Annotated in this window: 15 protein-coding genes; 3 read left to right on the top strand and 12 right to left on the bottom strand. The window is 56.2% G+C overall.

The genetic code is table 11. The annotated features are described in order from the left end of the window. Nucleotides 1-116: 116 nt before the first annotated feature. From JRF57_09480 to JRF57_09455, 6 genes are all read right to left on the bottom strand, one after another. Nucleotides 117-557, bottom strand: a complete 441-nt coding sequence (locus JRF57_09480; protein MBW2303930.1) for a dinitrogenase iron-molybdenum cofactor biosynthesis protein — start codon at nucleotides 555-557, stop codon at nucleotides 117-119. A gap of 45 nt (nucleotides 558-602) precedes the next feature. Then, nucleotides 603-1,031 carry a NifB/NifX family molybdenum-iron cluster-binding protein gene (locus tag JRF57_09475; GenBank protein ID MBW2303929.1) on the bottom strand — a complete coding sequence of 143 codons (429 nt, stop codon included), beginning with the start codon at nucleotides 1,029-1,031 and terminating at the stop codon, nucleotides 603-605. Nucleotides 1,032-1,100: 69 nt separating this feature from the next. After that, nucleotides 1,101-1,463, bottom strand: coding sequence for a NifB/NifX family molybdenum-iron cluster-binding protein (locus JRF57_09470; protein MBW2303928.1), 363 nt, complete (start codon nucleotides 1,461-1,463; stop codon nucleotides 1,101-1,103). Nucleotides 1,464-1,645: 182 nt separating this feature from the next. Beyond that, complete coding sequence (locus tag JRF57_09465) at nucleotides 1,646-2,872, bottom strand: aminopeptidase P family protein (GenBank protein ID MBW2303927.1); 1,227 nt, start codon at nucleotides 2,870-2,872, stop codon at nucleotides 1,646-1,648. A 380-nt stretch (nucleotides 2,873-3,252) separates the two neighbouring features. Continuing rightward, a complete protein-coding gene (locus tag JRF57_09460) occupies nucleotides 3,253-4,635 on the bottom strand; it encodes a sigma 54-interacting transcriptional regulator (GenBank protein ID MBW2303926.1) in 1,383 nt (460 codons plus the stop codon). Between the two features lie 393 nt (nucleotides 4,636-5,028). Further along, a complete protein-coding gene (locus JRF57_09455; protein MBW2303925.1) occupies nucleotides 5,029-5,847 on the bottom strand; it encodes an MBL fold metallo-hydrolase in 819 nt (272 codons plus the stop codon). Nucleotides 5,848-5,859: 12 nt separating this feature from the next. Here JRF57_09455 and JRF57_09450 point away from each other — a divergent pair, with 12 nt between their 5' ends. From JRF57_09450 to JRF57_09440, 3 genes are all read left to right on the top strand, one after another. Then, nucleotides 5,860-6,264 (top strand): response regulator, encoded by a 405-nt coding sequence (locus JRF57_09450; GenBank protein ID MBW2303924.1) that lies wholly within the window; start codon nucleotides 5,860-5,862, stop codon nucleotides 6,262-6,264. Between the two features lie 2 nt (nucleotides 6,265-6,266). Beyond that, a complete protein-coding gene (locus JRF57_09445) occupies nucleotides 6,267-8,228 on the top strand; it encodes a PAS domain S-box protein (protein MBW2303923.1) in 1,962 nt (653 codons plus the stop codon). Nucleotides 8,229-8,526: 298 nt separating this feature from the next. After that, the gene (locus JRF57_09440; protein MBW2303922.1) at nucleotides 8,527-9,234 is read left to right on the top strand and encodes an epoxyqueuosine reductase; all 708 of its coding nucleotides are present in this window, start codon (nucleotides 8,527-8,529) and stop codon (nucleotides 9,232-9,234) included. Between the two features lie 76 nt (nucleotides 9,235-9,310). Here JRF57_09440 and JRF57_09435 read toward each other — a convergent pair whose 3' ends face one another. The 6 genes from JRF57_09435 to JRF57_09410 all read right to left on the bottom strand — a co-directional run bounded on the left by JRF57_09435 (nucleotide 9,311) and on the right by JRF57_09410 (nucleotide 15,279). Beyond that, nucleotides 9,311-10,807, bottom strand: a complete 1,497-nt coding sequence (locus JRF57_09435) for an amidohydrolase family protein (protein MBW2303921.1) — start codon at nucleotides 10,805-10,807, stop codon at nucleotides 9,311-9,313. A gap of 24 nt (nucleotides 10,808-10,831) precedes the next feature. Next, the gene (locus tag JRF57_09430; protein MBW2303920.1) at nucleotides 10,832-11,446 is read right to left on the bottom strand and encodes a BMC domain-containing protein; all 615 of its coding nucleotides are present in this window, start codon (nucleotides 11,444-11,446) and stop codon (nucleotides 10,832-10,834) included. Nucleotides 11,447-11,681: 235 nt separating this feature from the next. Continuing rightward, complete coding sequence (locus JRF57_09425) at nucleotides 11,682-11,972, bottom strand: BMC domain-containing protein (protein MBW2303919.1); 291 nt, start codon at nucleotides 11,970-11,972, stop codon at nucleotides 11,682-11,684. Next, complete coding sequence (locus JRF57_09420) at nucleotides 11,973-12,272, bottom strand: EutN/CcmL family microcompartment protein (protein ID MBW2303918.1); 300 nt, start codon at nucleotides 12,270-12,272, stop codon at nucleotides 11,973-11,975. 94 nt (nucleotides 12,273-12,366) lie between these two features. After that, nucleotides 12,367-13,803: an aminotransferase class V-fold PLP-dependent enzyme gene (locus JRF57_09415; GenBank protein MBW2303917.1), complete on the bottom strand. Its 1,437-nt coding sequence runs from the start codon at nucleotides 13,801-13,803 to the stop codon at nucleotides 12,367-12,369. A 198-nt stretch (nucleotides 13,804-14,001) separates the two neighbouring features. Beyond that, entirely contained in the window at nucleotides 14,002-15,279 is a 1,278-nt protein-coding gene (locus tag JRF57_09410; GenBank protein MBW2303916.1) for a TRAP transporter large permease, read from the bottom strand. Nucleotides 15,280-15,282: the final 3 nt, after the last annotated feature.

Raw genomic sequence — 15,282 nt, 5'->3', positions numbered from 1 at the left:
GGCAGACAGGTCAGACTCAAATTTTAATCCTCGAAATACTCCAATGTATTCCTGCGGTTAAAATTTTCGCCTTCCTTGACCCTTGGACAAAATTGAACATTTTTCAAAGGTCTCGTCTAGTGTATGGTTCCCCCTTTTTCGGCTCGGGATCCTGATTGAAGGTGCCTGGCACACCCCTTTTGTCGTGTACCGCCCCCCCGGCGACACCGCCTTGAACCGTTCCGGCGGCATCCCGGCATGAAAAAGTCGCCGTGGAGCAGTTCTCCCTGGAAATAGGCCTTGAGGACCTCCTCCGCCCGGCCGGATATTTCCTGGATAAGGGCAATTCCCTCGCTGGCGAGCAAACGCGAAAAAGCGCTGGAGACGGCCCCGCAGATCAGGAGATCCACTCCGAGGCCCTTCATTCGGAGGCACCTGGAGGAAAGGTTTTCTTCATCCAGAAAGATTTCGAACCGAGAGGATTCCTTCCCGTTTTTTTCTTCAACAATAAGAAGCCGGGAAGCCGTATCCAATACCGGAGATACCTTGTCCTCCCAGATGGGAATGGCGATCTTCATCAAGGGCTCCTTGGGTTATTTTACCTCCCGGAGGGGCAAAATTTGCTACGAAACCCCACCGTTCCCCCGGCCACCGAACCGGGAACCGAATCCACCTCTGCCTCCCCCCCGTCCCATACCCGAGTGAGGGGGCACGTTGGGCCTGTCGGAAGGCGTCAGTCGGCCGTTCCGGAGTTTTTCGACAGCCTCCCTGGCCTTTCCCGTTTGGCCGAGATACAATTGCAATCCTCCGGCGGTGAGGGCCTGAACCGCATTGGGCCCGCAAGACCCCGTAATTACGGCCCGCGCCCCTTTCGAAGCTACCAGCTGGGCAGCCGCGATTCCTGCCCCGCCCCTCATACCGGGGCCCCCGTTCGGGATGACCTCGAAGCTCATGTCTTCTGTATCAACAATGAGGAAGAAGGCACATCGCCCGAAACGTGGATCGATTTCAGAGTCCAGTTCTCTTCCCGTTGAGCTGACGGCTACTTTCATTTCCATTCCTCCCTTTTCAAGACCTTTGCAAAACGCATATTCAGGATGATTCCATCAGGAGATGTCCTCTCAAACCCAGTGCCCTTCTACATTGGCGTCGCTCGCGGCTTGATGTTTCCCTTCCAGGTGATCCTTTACGACATCCCGGATCCTCCCCTTCAGTCCCATAAAGACGGGTATCCCCGCCGCTTGAAGGGTTTTGAAGGCCTTTGGGCCGCAATATCCCGTCAAGACCGCCTCGGGCCGTTGGGCTATTACGTTTTGAGCGGCCTGGATGCCTGCCCCCTGGGGAAGATCCAGGACCTGGGTGTTTTCCAGAACCTCGAAATTCATTGTGTCGGTATCGACGATAAGGAAACGGGCGCATCTTCCGAACCTGGGATCCATCTCGGAATCCAGATCCATACCTTGGGCCGTGATTGCGATTCGCATCTGTCTGAATGCCTCCTTGTCTGGTTTTCCCCATGGGGACCGAAATGTTGGTTTTTGCCTCCGCTTCTCTTCGATCAGAGTTTCGCAGCGGTATGAAAAACAAGCAGGGACTCCCGCCCTCCCATGGCCTTTTCCCCGCAGCCGCGGATCATGGACCAAAAAGGGGCGGTGCAAATCCCGGTCTAAGGGATCGTAATGAGGTCCTGATCCGTCAAGGTAAGCCGTTCCAAGCCCGAGGAGGTGACAAGGTAATCGTCTTCAATACCGACAACGCCCCGGCCGGGGAAAATAAATTTGGGTTCAAGGGCAAAGACCATTCCCTCCTGGAGAACATCAGGGAAGGACGGGGTGATGATCGGGTACTCGTCGATCTCGAGTCCGAATCCGTGGCCGATAAACTTCACTTTCCCTTCCCCGTACCCCATAAAGACATCCCCAAATCCTTCCCTTCCGGCAAGGTCCTCGGCCAGATGATACAACTCCCGGCAGGGAACGCCCGGTTTTGCTTCTTGGGCCAGGAGGTGAAGGATCTTCCTGCTGCAATCGTGGGCCCTCCTGAGGTCATCCGGGAGTTCGCCCAGAACCAGGGTCCGGGTTTGGTCGCTGAGATATCCGTTGACTCCCACCCCGAAGTCAACGCTGATGGGCTCGTTTTTTCGAATTTTGCGGAATCCCGCCCCTTGGGCCATGGCGGGGGTAGTCCCCATCCCGCCCACCGGAGTATCTCCGAAGGAGACGACCGCTCCGCTTTCGCCCGAGACCACATGGGCATAAGTCATCTCTTGATTCCAGCCCCGCATCCTGAGAATCCCCATGTGGCCTTCCCGCCGGGCGATTAAAGCAAGGTGCCCGTCGATTTCCAATTCGGTCATCCCTTCCCGAAGGAGCCCCCGGATTTCCCTGTATCCTTTATCCAGGATTTTGGTTGCCCGGCGGATCTGCTCCACCTCGTAAGGAGACTTGATCATCCGAAGTTTCCGGATCTCCGGGGAGACGTCCGAGAAACGGGTATCGGGCAGGTTCCCACTGAACCAGAGATATTGAGCGGCTGGAAGAACATCCAGCTCCAGGCCCAGGTGCTCGAATCGGCGATGGCCGTGGTCAGTCAGGATATTCCAGATTTCCCGGCGGCCTTGGATTGGAATGATGTCCTCCAGTGAGGATTCCTCCCGCGCCCGCTGGTAGCTCTTTATGACCATCAAGAGGGGAGCACCTTCTCGGGGAACGTAAAGAACGGAGCGCTGGAGGGTCCCTGTCAGGTAAAAGATGTCCACGTTTTGGAGGAAAAAGGCGCCCGTCATATCCCTGGAATCCAGGATCGACTGAAGACCCTGGATACGCCGCCGAATCTCTTCTTCAGGAACTTTTTCCAATCCCGCACCTTCTGCACAACTCCTTGTAAAATCCATCTCGAATCACCCTTTCCTTCGCGGTCCCTTTTGTCCGGGAAGCCGATCCTTTCCTCTATTCCTTCCGGGACCTAAAGCCTCGATTCACCGGCCCTCAGGCCCGCCCGAAGCATTCCCCCTTTGAAATACATATCCCTGCTGTCAAAGAACTATCGGTTCTCCAGTTCCCCGCCTCTCTCCCGGCAGGTTGGATATCCGGCGATATGTTCAAAGGAGAGCAGGAAATATGCCATTTGTATGGTAAAGGGGCGGATGCACGGTTATCTATTAGAAAATACATAGGAAATATGATTATTCCCTCTGAAGGTCAACCGGGAGGCTTGTCGCGATATTGCAATATTTTTAGCACAAATATCGCAGTATCGCAAAGAAGGATTGTCTCATTCGTTGATTCCTTTGGGTAGGTTTTCTCTCCCCGGGGCCTGGATACGGAGACGCTTCATTTTGCGCCATAGCGTAGAGGGGTGAATTCCCATCTGGGCGGCCGCTGCCTTTCGATTCCAATGGTTTTTTCGGAGAACCTCGTAAATAAACCCGCGCTCGACTTCCTCCAGAGAGAAATTTTGGCTTTCCGGTTTTCCGGAGGTCATTTCTGTCCCCTCCCTCGGCGGGGGGCGGAGGGATTCTGGCAGGTGCTCGATGCCGATCAACCGATCACGGCACACCACAGTGGCATATTCGATAATGTTTTCAAGCTCCCGGATATTGCCCGGAAAATCATGGGCCATGAGGATGGGGAGAACCTCTGGGAGGACTCCCTGAATCTCCTTTCCGCTCAGGCGGTTGAATTTCCGGATGAGATGGTCCACCAGGAGGGGAATATCCTCCTTTCTCTTCCTCAGGGGAGGGAGAACGAGTCTTACCACGTTGATTCGGTAATAGAGGTCCTGCCGGAAGACCCCTTCTTTTACCAGCTTTTCAAGGTCCCTGTTTGTGGCTGCTACTATCCTGACATCGGCTTTTAAGGACTTGGTGCTTCCCAGGGGCTCGTAGACCCGGTCTTGGAGCACCCGCAGGAGTCTCACCTGGAGGGCCGGTGAGATATCCCCGATTTCATCCAGGAAAAGAGTGCCGCCCTCTGCCAGGGCCAGCCTGCCGGGTTTGTCCTTGTACGCGGTGCTGTGGGCGCCCTTCTCGTATCCGAATAATTCCGATTCGAGCAGGCTGTCCGGCAGGGATCCGCAATTGACCACAACGAAGGGACCGTCCTTTCTGGTGCTTAGGGAATGGATCGCCTTGGCGAAAAGTCCTTTGCCCGTTCCGCTTTCTCCCTCGAGCAGGATGGTGGCCTCGCTTTCCGAGACCTGCTCCAGCATGCGGAAAAGGCGTTGCATCTCCTTGTTTTTGCTTATGATATCCAGGAAGGAATGTCGTCCGGCCAGCTCCTTTCGGAGTTCTTCCAGGACGCTCAGGTCCCTGAAGGTCTCCACCCCGCCGATGACCCCTCCCTTTTCGTCCCGCAGGAGGGCCGTTGAGATGCTGACTGGAAGGCGGTCTCCCTCCAGGTTGACGATAAAGATGGACTGGTTCACGATCGGGACACCGGTCTCCATGGTTCTTCTCAAGGAACAATCCTTTTCGCAGATGCTGGCCCTGAAGACCTCCCAGCAGTGGCGTCCCAGTGCCTCCTCCTTCTTGATGCCCGTTATGTTCTCCGCGGCCCTGTTGAAAGATGTAATGATGAAGTCGCCGTCTACGGTAAATACACCGTCCGCGATGCTGTCCAGTATGATTTGGGTCTGGTTTTTGAGGGGTTGTTTCATCCTGGCTCCCTTTAGCGGCCCTTGAATCCCTATTCCAATCGGTCACGGGTGAATGTCCCATTCTGGGAATGGGAGAACCTTGGGCCTTCAGGGGAAGACTTTAATCGGATCGTTTTTATAATAGGGTTCAAGGATCCAAGGGTTCAAGTGGCCGAGTGATTGTTGTAGAAACTAATAAGCCGGCCCCTATGCATTTCCCCTTGCCCCCTCGGCCCCTGGGGCCCTAAAGCTATCGGCTACAGCCGATAATAGTTTGCTGGGAGACTTTCTTACCACGCGGGGCACGGGCACTTGCAAATTTTTTTTATCGGCCCTCGCTGGTGCAGTTTTCAATATAATCTCGAAAACCATTATAGCAAGCGGAAGGACGGCCGGCGCCTTCCTGGGCCCGATCTATTCCGGGAACCATAGGATTTTTCCCGCGCCGGCCCCGATAACTTTTCCGGGAAAGTGGTTGCGGAGTTCCTCGGTGTACTTCGAACAATGGGCCGGGCAGATCCATTTCAGGGATTCCAGCAGTTCAAACTCCTTGAAACCGTGAAGCCCCCCCACCAGGGCCGCCACCGATCCAAGCCGTGATGCCTGCTTCAGAATGGCCCCGACACCCGGATGGGAACAACCTGTGATCACCACCAGGCCCCTTTTGAACCGAACCACCAGGGACTGTTCAATGCGGGCCAGCTCGCCCGTTGAAAAGATTCCGGGATGGATTTCAACCGGCTCCTGGATCGTGACAAAGTTGCTCTTTCCGGTCGGGACGGTTATGGAGGCAGGAAGGTAGACTGGGATGGAGCGACCGGAGAGCACTTCGGGCAGACCGCCCGTATGATCGAAATGGGAGTGGGAGATAAAGACCCCGTCCAGGTCTGCGGGGTCGATGCCAAGGTGTCCCATGTTGTGGAGGAGGATTTCACCCTTGGCGCCTGTGTCGAAGAGTATCCTTTTCCCATGGGCCTCCACCAGACAGGAAAATCCCCAATCCGGGATCAGTTCCGGTTCCAGGGAGGTGTTGTCATATACGATAGTGATCCTTGCAGCTTCAGTCACAAAGCGTACCTCCTTCGCGTGAATTCTCAATAGCACAGAATGGCCCGGGTACGTCAACCCCGATATCGTGAATCCCCACGTTCCGCTTTCCCCTGTTAGTTGACGAAGGCCTCTCCAAGCGGATATAAAATCAACAGAGTCGGAAATTCTCCATCCATTCTTCATCGGGAGAGGGGTATGAATAAAAGAATCCTTATTATTGATGATGATCCCGACGTGATCCTTTTCCTTTCAACACTCCTTGAGGACAACGGGTACAGAACCCTCAGCGCCCAGAACGGCCGGGAAGGGCTGAAGCTCATCGAGAGCGAAAGGCCCGACCTGGTACTCCTTGATCTCATGATGCCCCAGAAGAGCGGCCTTTCCCTGCTCTCGGAGATGAAGGGCAGGGATGAATTGAAGGAGATTCCCGTGATCATGGTGACGGGTGTAGCCGGGGAGACGGGCATAGAATTTGAGTCCTTTCTGGATAAAAAACCCGGGACCTCTGCCGGCCCGGCCCTGTTCCGTCCCGACGGCTACGTGGAAAAGCCCGTGGACCCTGATAAACTCTTGGCTCTGGTCAAGGAGGTCTTGAAATAGGGATGGAAACCCTCAACCTGGCCATAGTAGGCGGGGGCAACGGCTGTGTGGTCTTCATGGACCGGCTCTCTTCGGATGGATCGAGGCGGCTGCCCTTGAATCTCATCGGGGTGGCGGACATCAACCCCGAGGCGCCGGGGATCCGGCGTGCCCGGGAACTGGATATTTTTACTACCGTAGACTACCGGGACCTTTTCCAACTGGAGGATCTTCATCTTATCCTGGAACTGACCGGGAGTCCGGACATCGTCGAGGCCCTTCACCGGGAGAAGCCCCCGTGGGTCAGGATCATGGATCATACGATCGCGGATTTTTTTTGGGATCTCATTGATTACATCATCGACCGAGAAGTGGAGTTGAGAAAAAGACACGAGGAGGCCCAAAGACTTTATTCCGAAAAACTGGAAAGGGAAGTCGAGGCCCGTACCCGTGAACTGGAAGCGGCACAGAGAGAGGCCCTTCTCCAGAAAGAGATCGCCGAAGGCATCATCCATGGATCGCCCACGCCCATGTTCGTGATCGACAAGAACCATAAGGTGGCGTACTGGAATCAAGCCTGTGCAAACCTGACCGGATACAGCAGTGAGGAGATGATCGGGACCGACTGGCATTGGAAACCCTGGTACAAGCGGAAGATCCCCTTGCTGGCCGATCTCATCATCGACAGGGATTACCGGAGGATGAAAAAGCTCGATGAACGCATCGGGCTCAGAAGGTCCCCTCTTATCGAGGATGCTTACGAATCCGAGCACTTCTTCCCCCAGATCGGGGAAAAGGGAACCCACATCCATCTGTTCGCGGCCCCCATCAAGGACGACCGGGGCGAGATCCAGGGCGCAATCGTGACCTACATCGATATCACCGACAAGGTGAGAATGATGCAGGAACTCAGGAAGCGGGAGGCCTTTGAGCAGAACCTGATTCAGAATTGCATCGACGGCATCATCGCGACCGACAATGAGGGTAAACTGGTTATCTTCAATCAGGCCGCTTCCGAGATCCTGGGGTATTCTCCCGAGGAGGTGATCGGGAGGAGGAGTTACAGTGAAATCTTTTCCAGGGAAACCGCCAAGGACTTGAGAAAGACCTTTTACAGCGACGAATACGGCCCTTTTGGAAAGGTCGTCAACAAGGAGATCGAGGTAACCAACAAGCAGGGTGAACCCGTTCCCGTACGTTTCGCCGGAACGCTCCTGTATGACAACGGCGAGGAAGTGGGCAGTGTGGCCTTCATCCAGGATCTCAGGGAGGTGCGTCGGCTTCAGAAGGAAAAGGAGCAATCAGAGCGGATGGCGGCCATCGGCGAGACCGTGGCGGGTGTGGCCCATTACATCAAGAACATTCTCAATGGTTTGAAGGGCGGGGGATATGTCATAAATTCGGGGATCAGGAAGAAGGACATGGCGCTGGTGGAGAAGGCCTGGCGTATGCTGGAGAAGAGTATAGACCAGATCGGGCAAATCGTTATGGATATGCTCGTCTACGCCAAGGATCGGAAACCCGAATTCCGGCCCGTGGATCCTAATGAGCTGGTCATGAACGTCATAGGTCTCATGGGGGAAAGGGCCGAGTTGGCGGGGGTGCAACTGGTTCACCGGCTCGACCCCGAACTGGGCGAAGTCTCCATGGATAGGACGGCCATACACCATTGCCTCCTGAATCTGGTCAGCAATGCCATCGATGCCTGCACCCTTGAAGGAATCACCCGGGGCAGGGGCAAGGTGATCGTGATGACCGACAGGCCGGAAGGGTGGAGCGTTCGCTTCAGGATCGTGGATAACGGAACCGGAATGGACGAGGAGACCCAGAAGAGGCTTTTCACCGGGTTCTTCAGCACAAAGGGTTACAAGGGGACCGGGCTCGGGCTGCCGGTGACACTGAAAATCGTAAAGGAACACGGAGGGGAACTGACCTATGAATCGGAACCCGGCAAGGGTACCACCTTCACCCTCCTGCTTCCTTAGAAGCCATTGACAATGGGTGAAGGGTAAAGGGATGTTCCCTTCGCTACGTTCCCGCCAAACAGCCGGCGGGCAGGCGCTACGCCGTCCATGGCTTCGTTCTCCCTGCCTGCGGCAGGCAGGCTGCTCCAGAGCCAAAATAGGCCGCTTACGGGAAAATCCCTTTACCCTTTCTTGGACAGGCCGCGCCCGAGGCGGGCAAGCGTCCACGCATAATTTGGGTTCAACAGGCCGTTGAAAAACTACTGTGCTCGCCACGTTTTTCAATAGCCTGTTAAGAGAAAAGGAGAAAGGTACGGCCATGGAAAGCTTGCTTGGGGCTTACACCGCGGAGTTGAAGAAAAGGATCAGGGGCTGGGGCGCTGACTTGGTGGGCGTGGCCGACATTGCGGCCTTGGAAGGGCTCAGGGTGGAACCCCTTGGCCTGTTGGATCCCTTCTCCCGGGCGATTGCGATCGCGGTTCGCCTCCCTCGGGTGATCTTCCAGGGGATCGAGGACCGGCCCACTCCCCTCTACAAGGCCGCCTATGAGACGGCGAACCGGCTGTTGGACGAGATCGCCTTCAAGACGGCCGTTCACCTGGAAGATGCCGGTTATGAAAGTCTTCCTATCCCTGCCTCCCAGATCCTGGACTGGGAAGGACTATATGGGGCCGTAAGTCACAAGGCCGTGGCCCGCGTGGCGGGTCTGGGCTGGCAGGGAAAGAGCCTGCTGCTCGTCACCCCCCAATACGGCCCCCGGGTTCGACTCGTTACAGTCCTGACCCAGGCCCCCCTGGATCCCGACTCCCCCTTGGAAAACCGGTGCGGAGAGTGCAACAACTGCCGGGATGCCTGTCCGGCCGAGGCCATCAAGGGTGTGAATACGGAGCATCATTACAAGGATCGGGAGGAGGCCCTCTTTTTTTCCCGATGCGTGGATCAAACCGTGAACCGTTTCGCTAAGTTGCCCGGGATCGGAACCCCCATATGCGGAATATGCATCAAGGTGTGTCCTTACGCCGATTGAAAGGAAATCAGGAAAAGATTCGCCGCCCGGGACCGGGAGTTCCAGGCCCGAACCGGGGAAGTTTCGGTAGATCGGGTTATCCCATGTCCCCGTCAACCCCCCTCTCCAGGTACCGTCCGATTTTTCTCATCACCCCTTGGCTTCCCTGCACCGGATCCAGAATCCGCCCGGACTTGATGATTGCTACGGGCCAGCCCGTGAGCCTCTTTCCTTCGTGCAGGGCATAGTCGGCCCTGGATGCCGCGGCCTGGTGGGTGACGGCTTTCTCCAGCAGTGGGTCCACGATGACAAGGTCTGCGTCGCTTCCGGGAAGGAGGGTGCCTTTGCGGGGGAAGAGCCCGAAGACCTTAGCGGGTTCGGCGGTCATCTTTTCGATGAGACGCTCCAGAGGAAAATTCCTCTTGCCGGCCTCGTGGAGAAGGGAAGGAAGGTGGGTGCCCAGGGCCGGATAACCTGGCGGTGTTCCCCAGACGTCCGGAGCCGCACCTTTCTGCTCCCTGGTCATGGGGGTATGGTCGGTGCCGATGGTATCCAGGGTTCCCTCCCTGAGGCCCTCCCAGAGGGCGTCCTGGTCTTCACGCTTCCTTATGGGGGGGGACATCTTGTAAAGGAGATTCAGGTTCTGCTCGAGGCAAAGGGTCAGATAGGGGGAAGTGGTTTCGAAGTAGAGATTCTTCCTCCTGTGCTTGAGGCTTGCTGCAGATTGCACAGCCTCCTTTGAGGAGAGGTGAACGAAATAGATCCGCGCTCCGCTTTCATCCGAGAGGCGGGCCGCCCTCTCCACCGCCTCGGCCTCTCCAAACCCAGGATGGCTCTCTTCCCAGGTGGAGAGGGATCGACTGGAGGGATCTTTCCTCTTCAACTTTTCCGTGGCCCGGGCGACGACCCGGTGGTTTTCCGCATGGATATTCAACACGGCGCCTTTTCCAAGGGACGCCACGGTTTCCATGAGATCCATGAGAAAGTCGTCTTCGGCGTCGGGAATGAGGCCCGGGATGCCGCACATCCAGGTCTTGAAGGAGGTGACGCCGAACCGGGAATGGTAAAGGGGGATTTCCTCCAGTTGCTTGCGGTTGAAGATGGCGAGATGGATGAATACGTCACACAGGGAGATTTCTCCGATGCGCCGGATCGTATCCTCCAGCATTGGGAGATAGGATTCTTCGGAATTGACATAAAGCCCGATGGTCGTGACCCCGTTGAGCACCGCAGAGCGGGTTTCCGTGGCCAATTCGTCCTGGAATTCGGCGTAGATTCCCAGGTGGACATGGGGGTCCAGGATCCCGGGAATCACGTATTTTCCTCGGACGGGCACGATCCGGGCGCCGGCCTCGGGTAGGTCTTCTCCTATTTCGAGGATTCTGCCTTCCTCGATCCTGATGTCCATGGGTAAAAGTCCCTCATAGGGGACGACGCATACCCCGCCTTTGAGCAAGAGAGGAGAAGTCCCGGTCTCCTCCAGGGGAGGGAAGGAATCGGTGCCAAGGGAGGACGGCCTATCGGCCTCCCCCAGCCAGGTGGGGACGAAGGGCTTTCCCCTTTCTTTTTTTAGGTAATGGGGTATGAAGACCATGATTCAGATCAGCCCCATAAGGCCTCAGGGGTTTTCGATCGCTGCAACGGCCGCCTCCAGGGCGGACCTGATTTCCGATTCCCGGCCGGAAAGGAAAAGCCTCCCAAACCGGCCGAAGGGGTTGAAGTGTACCAGTTGCACGTCGCTCGCCTTCTCCGCCTCGTTGGCGGCCGAAACAATATAGGCCGCCGGCTCCACCTCGAAGACAAGGAGAGAGAGGCCCGGAAGGAGGAGATTCCCCTTCCTGTTCTTGTTGATTTGCTGGGCCTGATAGGGATTCACCTTGTGGATGATCTTCGATGAGACCACCTTGGGCCTGAGTCTCTGGGAGATATCCAGCCCGCAGGTCTCCAGGATGGTCTTCCCGGCGTCCTTCACGGACTCCACGGAAAAGGAGTGGATTTCCAGGACCCCGAATTCCCTCTCCACCATTTGAAGACCCGGCCTTGCGTCGCTGGCCTTGAGGGCCAGGTCGAGCAGGTTGTACACCTCACTGCCCGGGGCCAGTTCCATCCACAATTCCGCCATGTTGGCCAGGGGTACGTCCCCGTCGAGCTCCGAGCCCAGGAAGGCGGCGAACTGAGGCTGCATGCTGTCTATGAAGGCATACGTCCTGAGTTGAAAGTGTTCCTCAGCCATAAGGACCCGCTTTCTTTCCACTAGCTGGTTTCCATCCATAAATGGCCTTTTTGCGCAATCTCTGCATCAATCTGCGGGATTCCTTGCCTGCCTGTGCCTGGTCCGGCAGACAGGTGCGGCGTACTAGATGTACGCCTCCGCGTAATCCCTTGATTTTCTTGATCTTGCATAAAAATTCTCATTTCTGGATTGGAAACTCGCCAGTGCCCAAAATTATTTTATGGATGGGTACTGGCTAGTTTTTCTTGCCCGGTTTCTCTCTTTTGGGGAGCGCCTTGAGAGTTTCTTCACTCGGCCGGGCGATGACATGGACGGAAACGATCTCGCCGATCTTGTTGACCGAGGCCGCGCCCGCGTCCAGAGCGGCCTTTACGGCCCCGACATCCCCTTCCACGAAGACCGTGACCAGCCCCGCCCCGATCTCCTTCATGCCCAGGACCTCGATATTGGCGGATTTTACCATGGTATCCATCGCCTCGATGGCGCCCACCAGACCCTTTGTTTCGATCATACCTAACGCCTTCATCTATTCCTCCTTGCTCTTGCTGTAGATTTCTTTTTGGTTTACGGATACGCTGTCAAGGATTGCCACGATGACCGCGTCAACGGGCAAGTCTTTGTTATTCAGGGCATTGAGGGCGGGTGCTCCAGTCGTTACAGCAACGAGTTCGGAATGACCCGCTCCAAGGGTGTCCACGGCCAGGAAGGGCTGACCCGAGGGAACGCCCTCCTCATCGATACCTTTTACCACCAGGAGCTTGAAAGCACTCAACCCCTCCTCCTTGATGGAGGCGGTGGCGAATCCAACGACCTTGCAAAGTTTCATGGGGCCTCCTCTGATCATTTCATTCGCCTTCGCCAAGATGCCCTGTAGCCGGGCTGCAGGGAGAAACGGCGGGACGACTTCGTAGCAATTCCGTTCAAGATACCCTGCTGCTTGCAGCAGGTAGCTTCATTTTCTTCATGATTTTCACATAGCAGTCAAGGACATAGTCGATATCCTCCAGTGTGGTGAAAAAGTGGGGAGCTATCCTCACCACGTCCGCCCTGGCCGATGCGATGACCCCTTCTTCCCTCAGGGCCAGCTCGAAGTCGTGGGAATTGCCGGGAACCCGGATGGCGGTGTTTGGGGCCTTTATGCTCAGATCAGTGGGGCTTACGACCTCAAGGCCCCGCTCCAGGGCCCCCTTGATGCAATGCTCGGAAAGGACGTTGGTCCATTGGAAGATCTTGTCCACCCCGACGAGATTTATGATTTTCATCCCCCCCCTTGCGATGTAAGCGGTGGGGACCGGGGGGGTCCCGGTATCGAACCGGCGTGCATCCTCAGCATAATCCACGGTGTGAATATCGAATGCAAAGGGTTCCTTCCGTCCGAACCACCCCGTGAAGGCCGGCTTGAGGTATTCCACGATCTCACGCTTCACGTATAGGAAGGCGATGCCGGGAACCCCAAGGAGATACTTGAGGTTCCCGGAAGAAAGAATATCGATATCCAATGCCTTTACGTCCAGGGGATGAGTGCCCAGGCCCTGGTAGGCGTCAATGTACACCAGGGAGCCCTTTTCGTGGACCTTTGGGATGATGCGTGCCAGGTCCTGCCGGAAACCGTTGTAATAGTAAACATCGCACAGGGAGGTGAGGAGGGTGTCTTCGTCCACGTACCGGTCATAGTCCTCGATATCGATCATGCCGTTCTTGACGGGAATGAACCGGACGTCATAGCCGTATTTCCGAGTGGCCTGCCAGACGTGGCCCACGGTAGGGAATTCGGCCTCGGTCAAGACGATGGTTTTCCTCCCGGCATTCAGGGGGAGGGAACTGGCAACCACGCTCGTCAATTCCGAGACCGACGTGCCCACGGCGATCTCGCTCGGATCGGCATGGATGATTTTCGCGAACTCCTCCTTGGAGCGGTGAATCTCCTCCATCCACCGCTCCCAGTCCATACCCATCCTGTTCCAGTTTTCCATGTATTCCATGGCCGCATCCCGGGTGAAGGTGGATTGAGGTGACTGGGAGCAGTTGGCCACATGGACACGGTCTTTCAGGATGGGAAACTGTTTGCGCCAGTAGTCCATATCAAAGGGCGGGCTGGGAGAAGAGCCCGGAGGAGACGGGGAGGGGGAAGTCCTATCTCCAGCTATCTCCAGTCGCCGGGGAACGAAGACCCCCGCCCCTGCCGGAGCCCCTGAGGTTAAGGGAGCGGATTCGGTTTCCCGGACAAATCGCAGTCCGTATTTTTCGGCGGTTTCCCTGGCTACACTCGTAACGATGTCCTTTGGTCCCAGGCGGATCTCTTTTTCCCCCGCCTTATATGCCAAATGGACGTCTTCTCCCGTGATCACTTTTTTCATGGAAACATTCCTCGGATGTGTATGGGTTCTCCCGGAGCCCACCATACTCCAGGGCATGGATCGACCCGGGATCCTCGTGTTAAATCAAAAGGAGTTTTCCCCTTCGGGCTCTTCAGAAATGTCATGAACGGGTTTTAAGTCCACGCCTATCATAATAGCTCCCAAAAAGGAAAGACAAAACCGAATCGTCAATCCCCGCTAGTACCCCATGAAGATCCTCGGAAGGACCAGGGAAAACCAGGGCACATAGGTCACCACCATGAGAAAGGCGATCATGGTGAGGATATAGGGAAATATGGGTTTGATGATGGAACTCAGCCTGACCTTGGCGATACTCGAAGCGATGAACAGGGACAGGCCGAAGGGAGGGGTCGTAAAACCGATCCCCAGGTTCATGATCACGAAGGTGCCGAAATGGACCGGGTGGATGCCGAGCTTGAGCGCCACCGGGAAAAGGATGGGCACCAGGATGACAACGGAAAGGGAGGCGTCGAAAAACATGCCCATCAATAGCAAGAGCAGGTTCACGGCAAGGAGGAAGACCCACTTTCCGCCCGGGATCCCGAGCATGAAGTTGGCCAGCTTGACAGGAATCTGCTCCTTTGCAAGCACCCATCCGAAGGCATAGGAGATGCCTACGACGAGCATTACCACCCCGGATATGACGGCTGATTTCCAGAGGATTTCAGGCAGCTGGGACCACTTGATTTCCCTGTAAAGGATCACGGAAAGGAAGAAGCCGTATACCACGGCCACGGCGGCGGCCTCCGTCGCGGTGAAGATTCCGAGGATGATCCCCCCGAGAATGATCACCCCCATGAAGAGGGAAAGGAAGGAGCGTTTGAACGCCACCAGCAGTTCTTTTAAAGTGGCCCGTTTCTCACGCGGGAAATTTTTCTTCCTTGCTATGACATAGGTCAGCAGCATCAAGATGAGCCCCATCCCGATTCCCGGTACGAAACCCGCAAGGAAGAGGGCGCCGATGGAGGTGTTGGTAAGGCTGCCGAAGACGACCATCGTGAGGCAGGGCGGAATCAGGACACCCATGCCGCCGGCCGCGGTTACCAGGGCCGCGGCGAAGCTCGGGTCATATCCCCTTTTTTTCATGGGCGGGATCATCACGCTGCCGATGGCCGCTGTATCGGCGGCCGAAGAACCTGAAATATCCGAGAAGAAGATGGTGGCCACCATGACCACCATGCCCATGCCCCCTCGGATATGACCCACCAATGCGTTGGAAAGATCCACGATACGCCTGGAAATGCCCCCGGTCTCCATGAGCATCCCTGCAAGGACGAACAGCGGTACGGCCAGATAGGGGAAATGGGCCAGTCCGGAGAAGATCTTCTGGGGCAGGATTTCGAGGGGGATGCCGCCCACCATGAGGGCTGCGGTGGTTCCAACCCCGATGGCGAAAACGATGGGCGCCCCGATGATGAGAAGGACAAAGAATATTGTGAAAAGCGTGAGGGCCATGAA

This window comes from Deltaproteobacteria bacterium (genome assembly GCA_019310525.1).
Classification (GTDB): domain Bacteria; phylum Desulfobacterota; class DSM-4660; order Desulfatiglandales; family HGW-15; genus JAFDEE01.
The sequence above is the reverse complement of the archived record's forward strand: the minus strand, read 5'-3'. Positions and strand labels throughout refer to the sequence as shown.

What these genes read in the sequence shown, in the direction of transcription:
- JRF57_09480 (MBW2303930.1), bottom strand. Translation starts at nt 557, where the DNA reads ATGAAGATCGCCATTCCCATCTGGGAGGACAAGGTATCTCCGGTATTG.
- JRF57_09475 (MBW2303929.1), bottom strand. Translation starts at nt 1,031, where the DNA reads ATGAAAGTAGCCGTCAGCTCAACGGGAAGAGAACTGGACTCTGAAATC.
- JRF57_09470 (MBW2303928.1), bottom strand. Translation starts at nt 1,463, where the DNA reads ATGCGAATCGCAATCACGGCCCAAGGTATGGATCTGGATTCCGAGATG.
- JRF57_09465 (MBW2303927.1), bottom strand. Translation starts at nt 2,872, where the DNA reads ATGGATTTTACAAGGAGTTGTGCAGAAGGTGCGGGATTGGAAAAAGTT.
- JRF57_09460 (MBW2303926.1), bottom strand. Translation starts at nt 4,635, where the DNA reads ATGAAACAACCCCTCAAAAACCAGACCCAAATCATACTGGACAGCATC.
- JRF57_09455 (MBW2303925.1), bottom strand. Translation starts at nt 5,847, where the DNA reads ATGAAGAATGGATGGAGAATTTCCGACTCTGTTGATTTTATATCCGCT.
- JRF57_09450 (MBW2303924.1), top strand. Translation starts at nt 5,860, where the DNA reads ATGAATAAAAGAATCCTTATTATTGATGATGATCCCGACGTGATCCTT.
- JRF57_09445 (MBW2303923.1), top strand. Translation starts at nt 6,267, where the DNA reads ATGGAAACCCTCAACCTGGCCATAGTAGGCGGGGGCAACGGCTGTGTG.
- JRF57_09440 (MBW2303922.1), top strand. Translation starts at nt 8,527, where the DNA reads ATGGAAAGCTTGCTTGGGGCTTACACCGCGGAGTTGAAGAAAAGGATC.
- JRF57_09435 (MBW2303921.1), bottom strand. Translation starts at nt 10,807, where the DNA reads ATGGTCTTCATACCCCATTACCTAAAAAAAGAAAGGGGAAAGCCCTTC.
- JRF57_09430 (MBW2303920.1), bottom strand. Translation starts at nt 11,446, where the DNA reads ATGGCTGAGGAACACTTTCAACTCAGGACGTATGCCTTCATAGACAGC.
- JRF57_09425 (MBW2303919.1), bottom strand. Translation starts at nt 11,972, where the DNA reads ATGAAGGCGTTAGGTATGATCGAAACAAAGGGTCTGGTGGGCGCCATC.
- JRF57_09420 (MBW2303918.1), bottom strand. Translation starts at nt 12,272, where the DNA reads ATGAAACTTTGCAAGGTCGTTGGATTCGCCACCGCCTCCATCAAGGAG.
- JRF57_09415 (MBW2303917.1), bottom strand. Translation starts at nt 13,803, where the DNA reads ATGAAAAAAGTGATCACGGGAGAAGACGTCCATTTGGCATATAAGGCG.
- JRF57_09410 (MBW2303916.1), bottom strand. Translation starts at nt 15,279, where the DNA reads ATGGCCCTCACGCTTTTCACAATATTCTTTGTCCTTCTCATCATCGGG.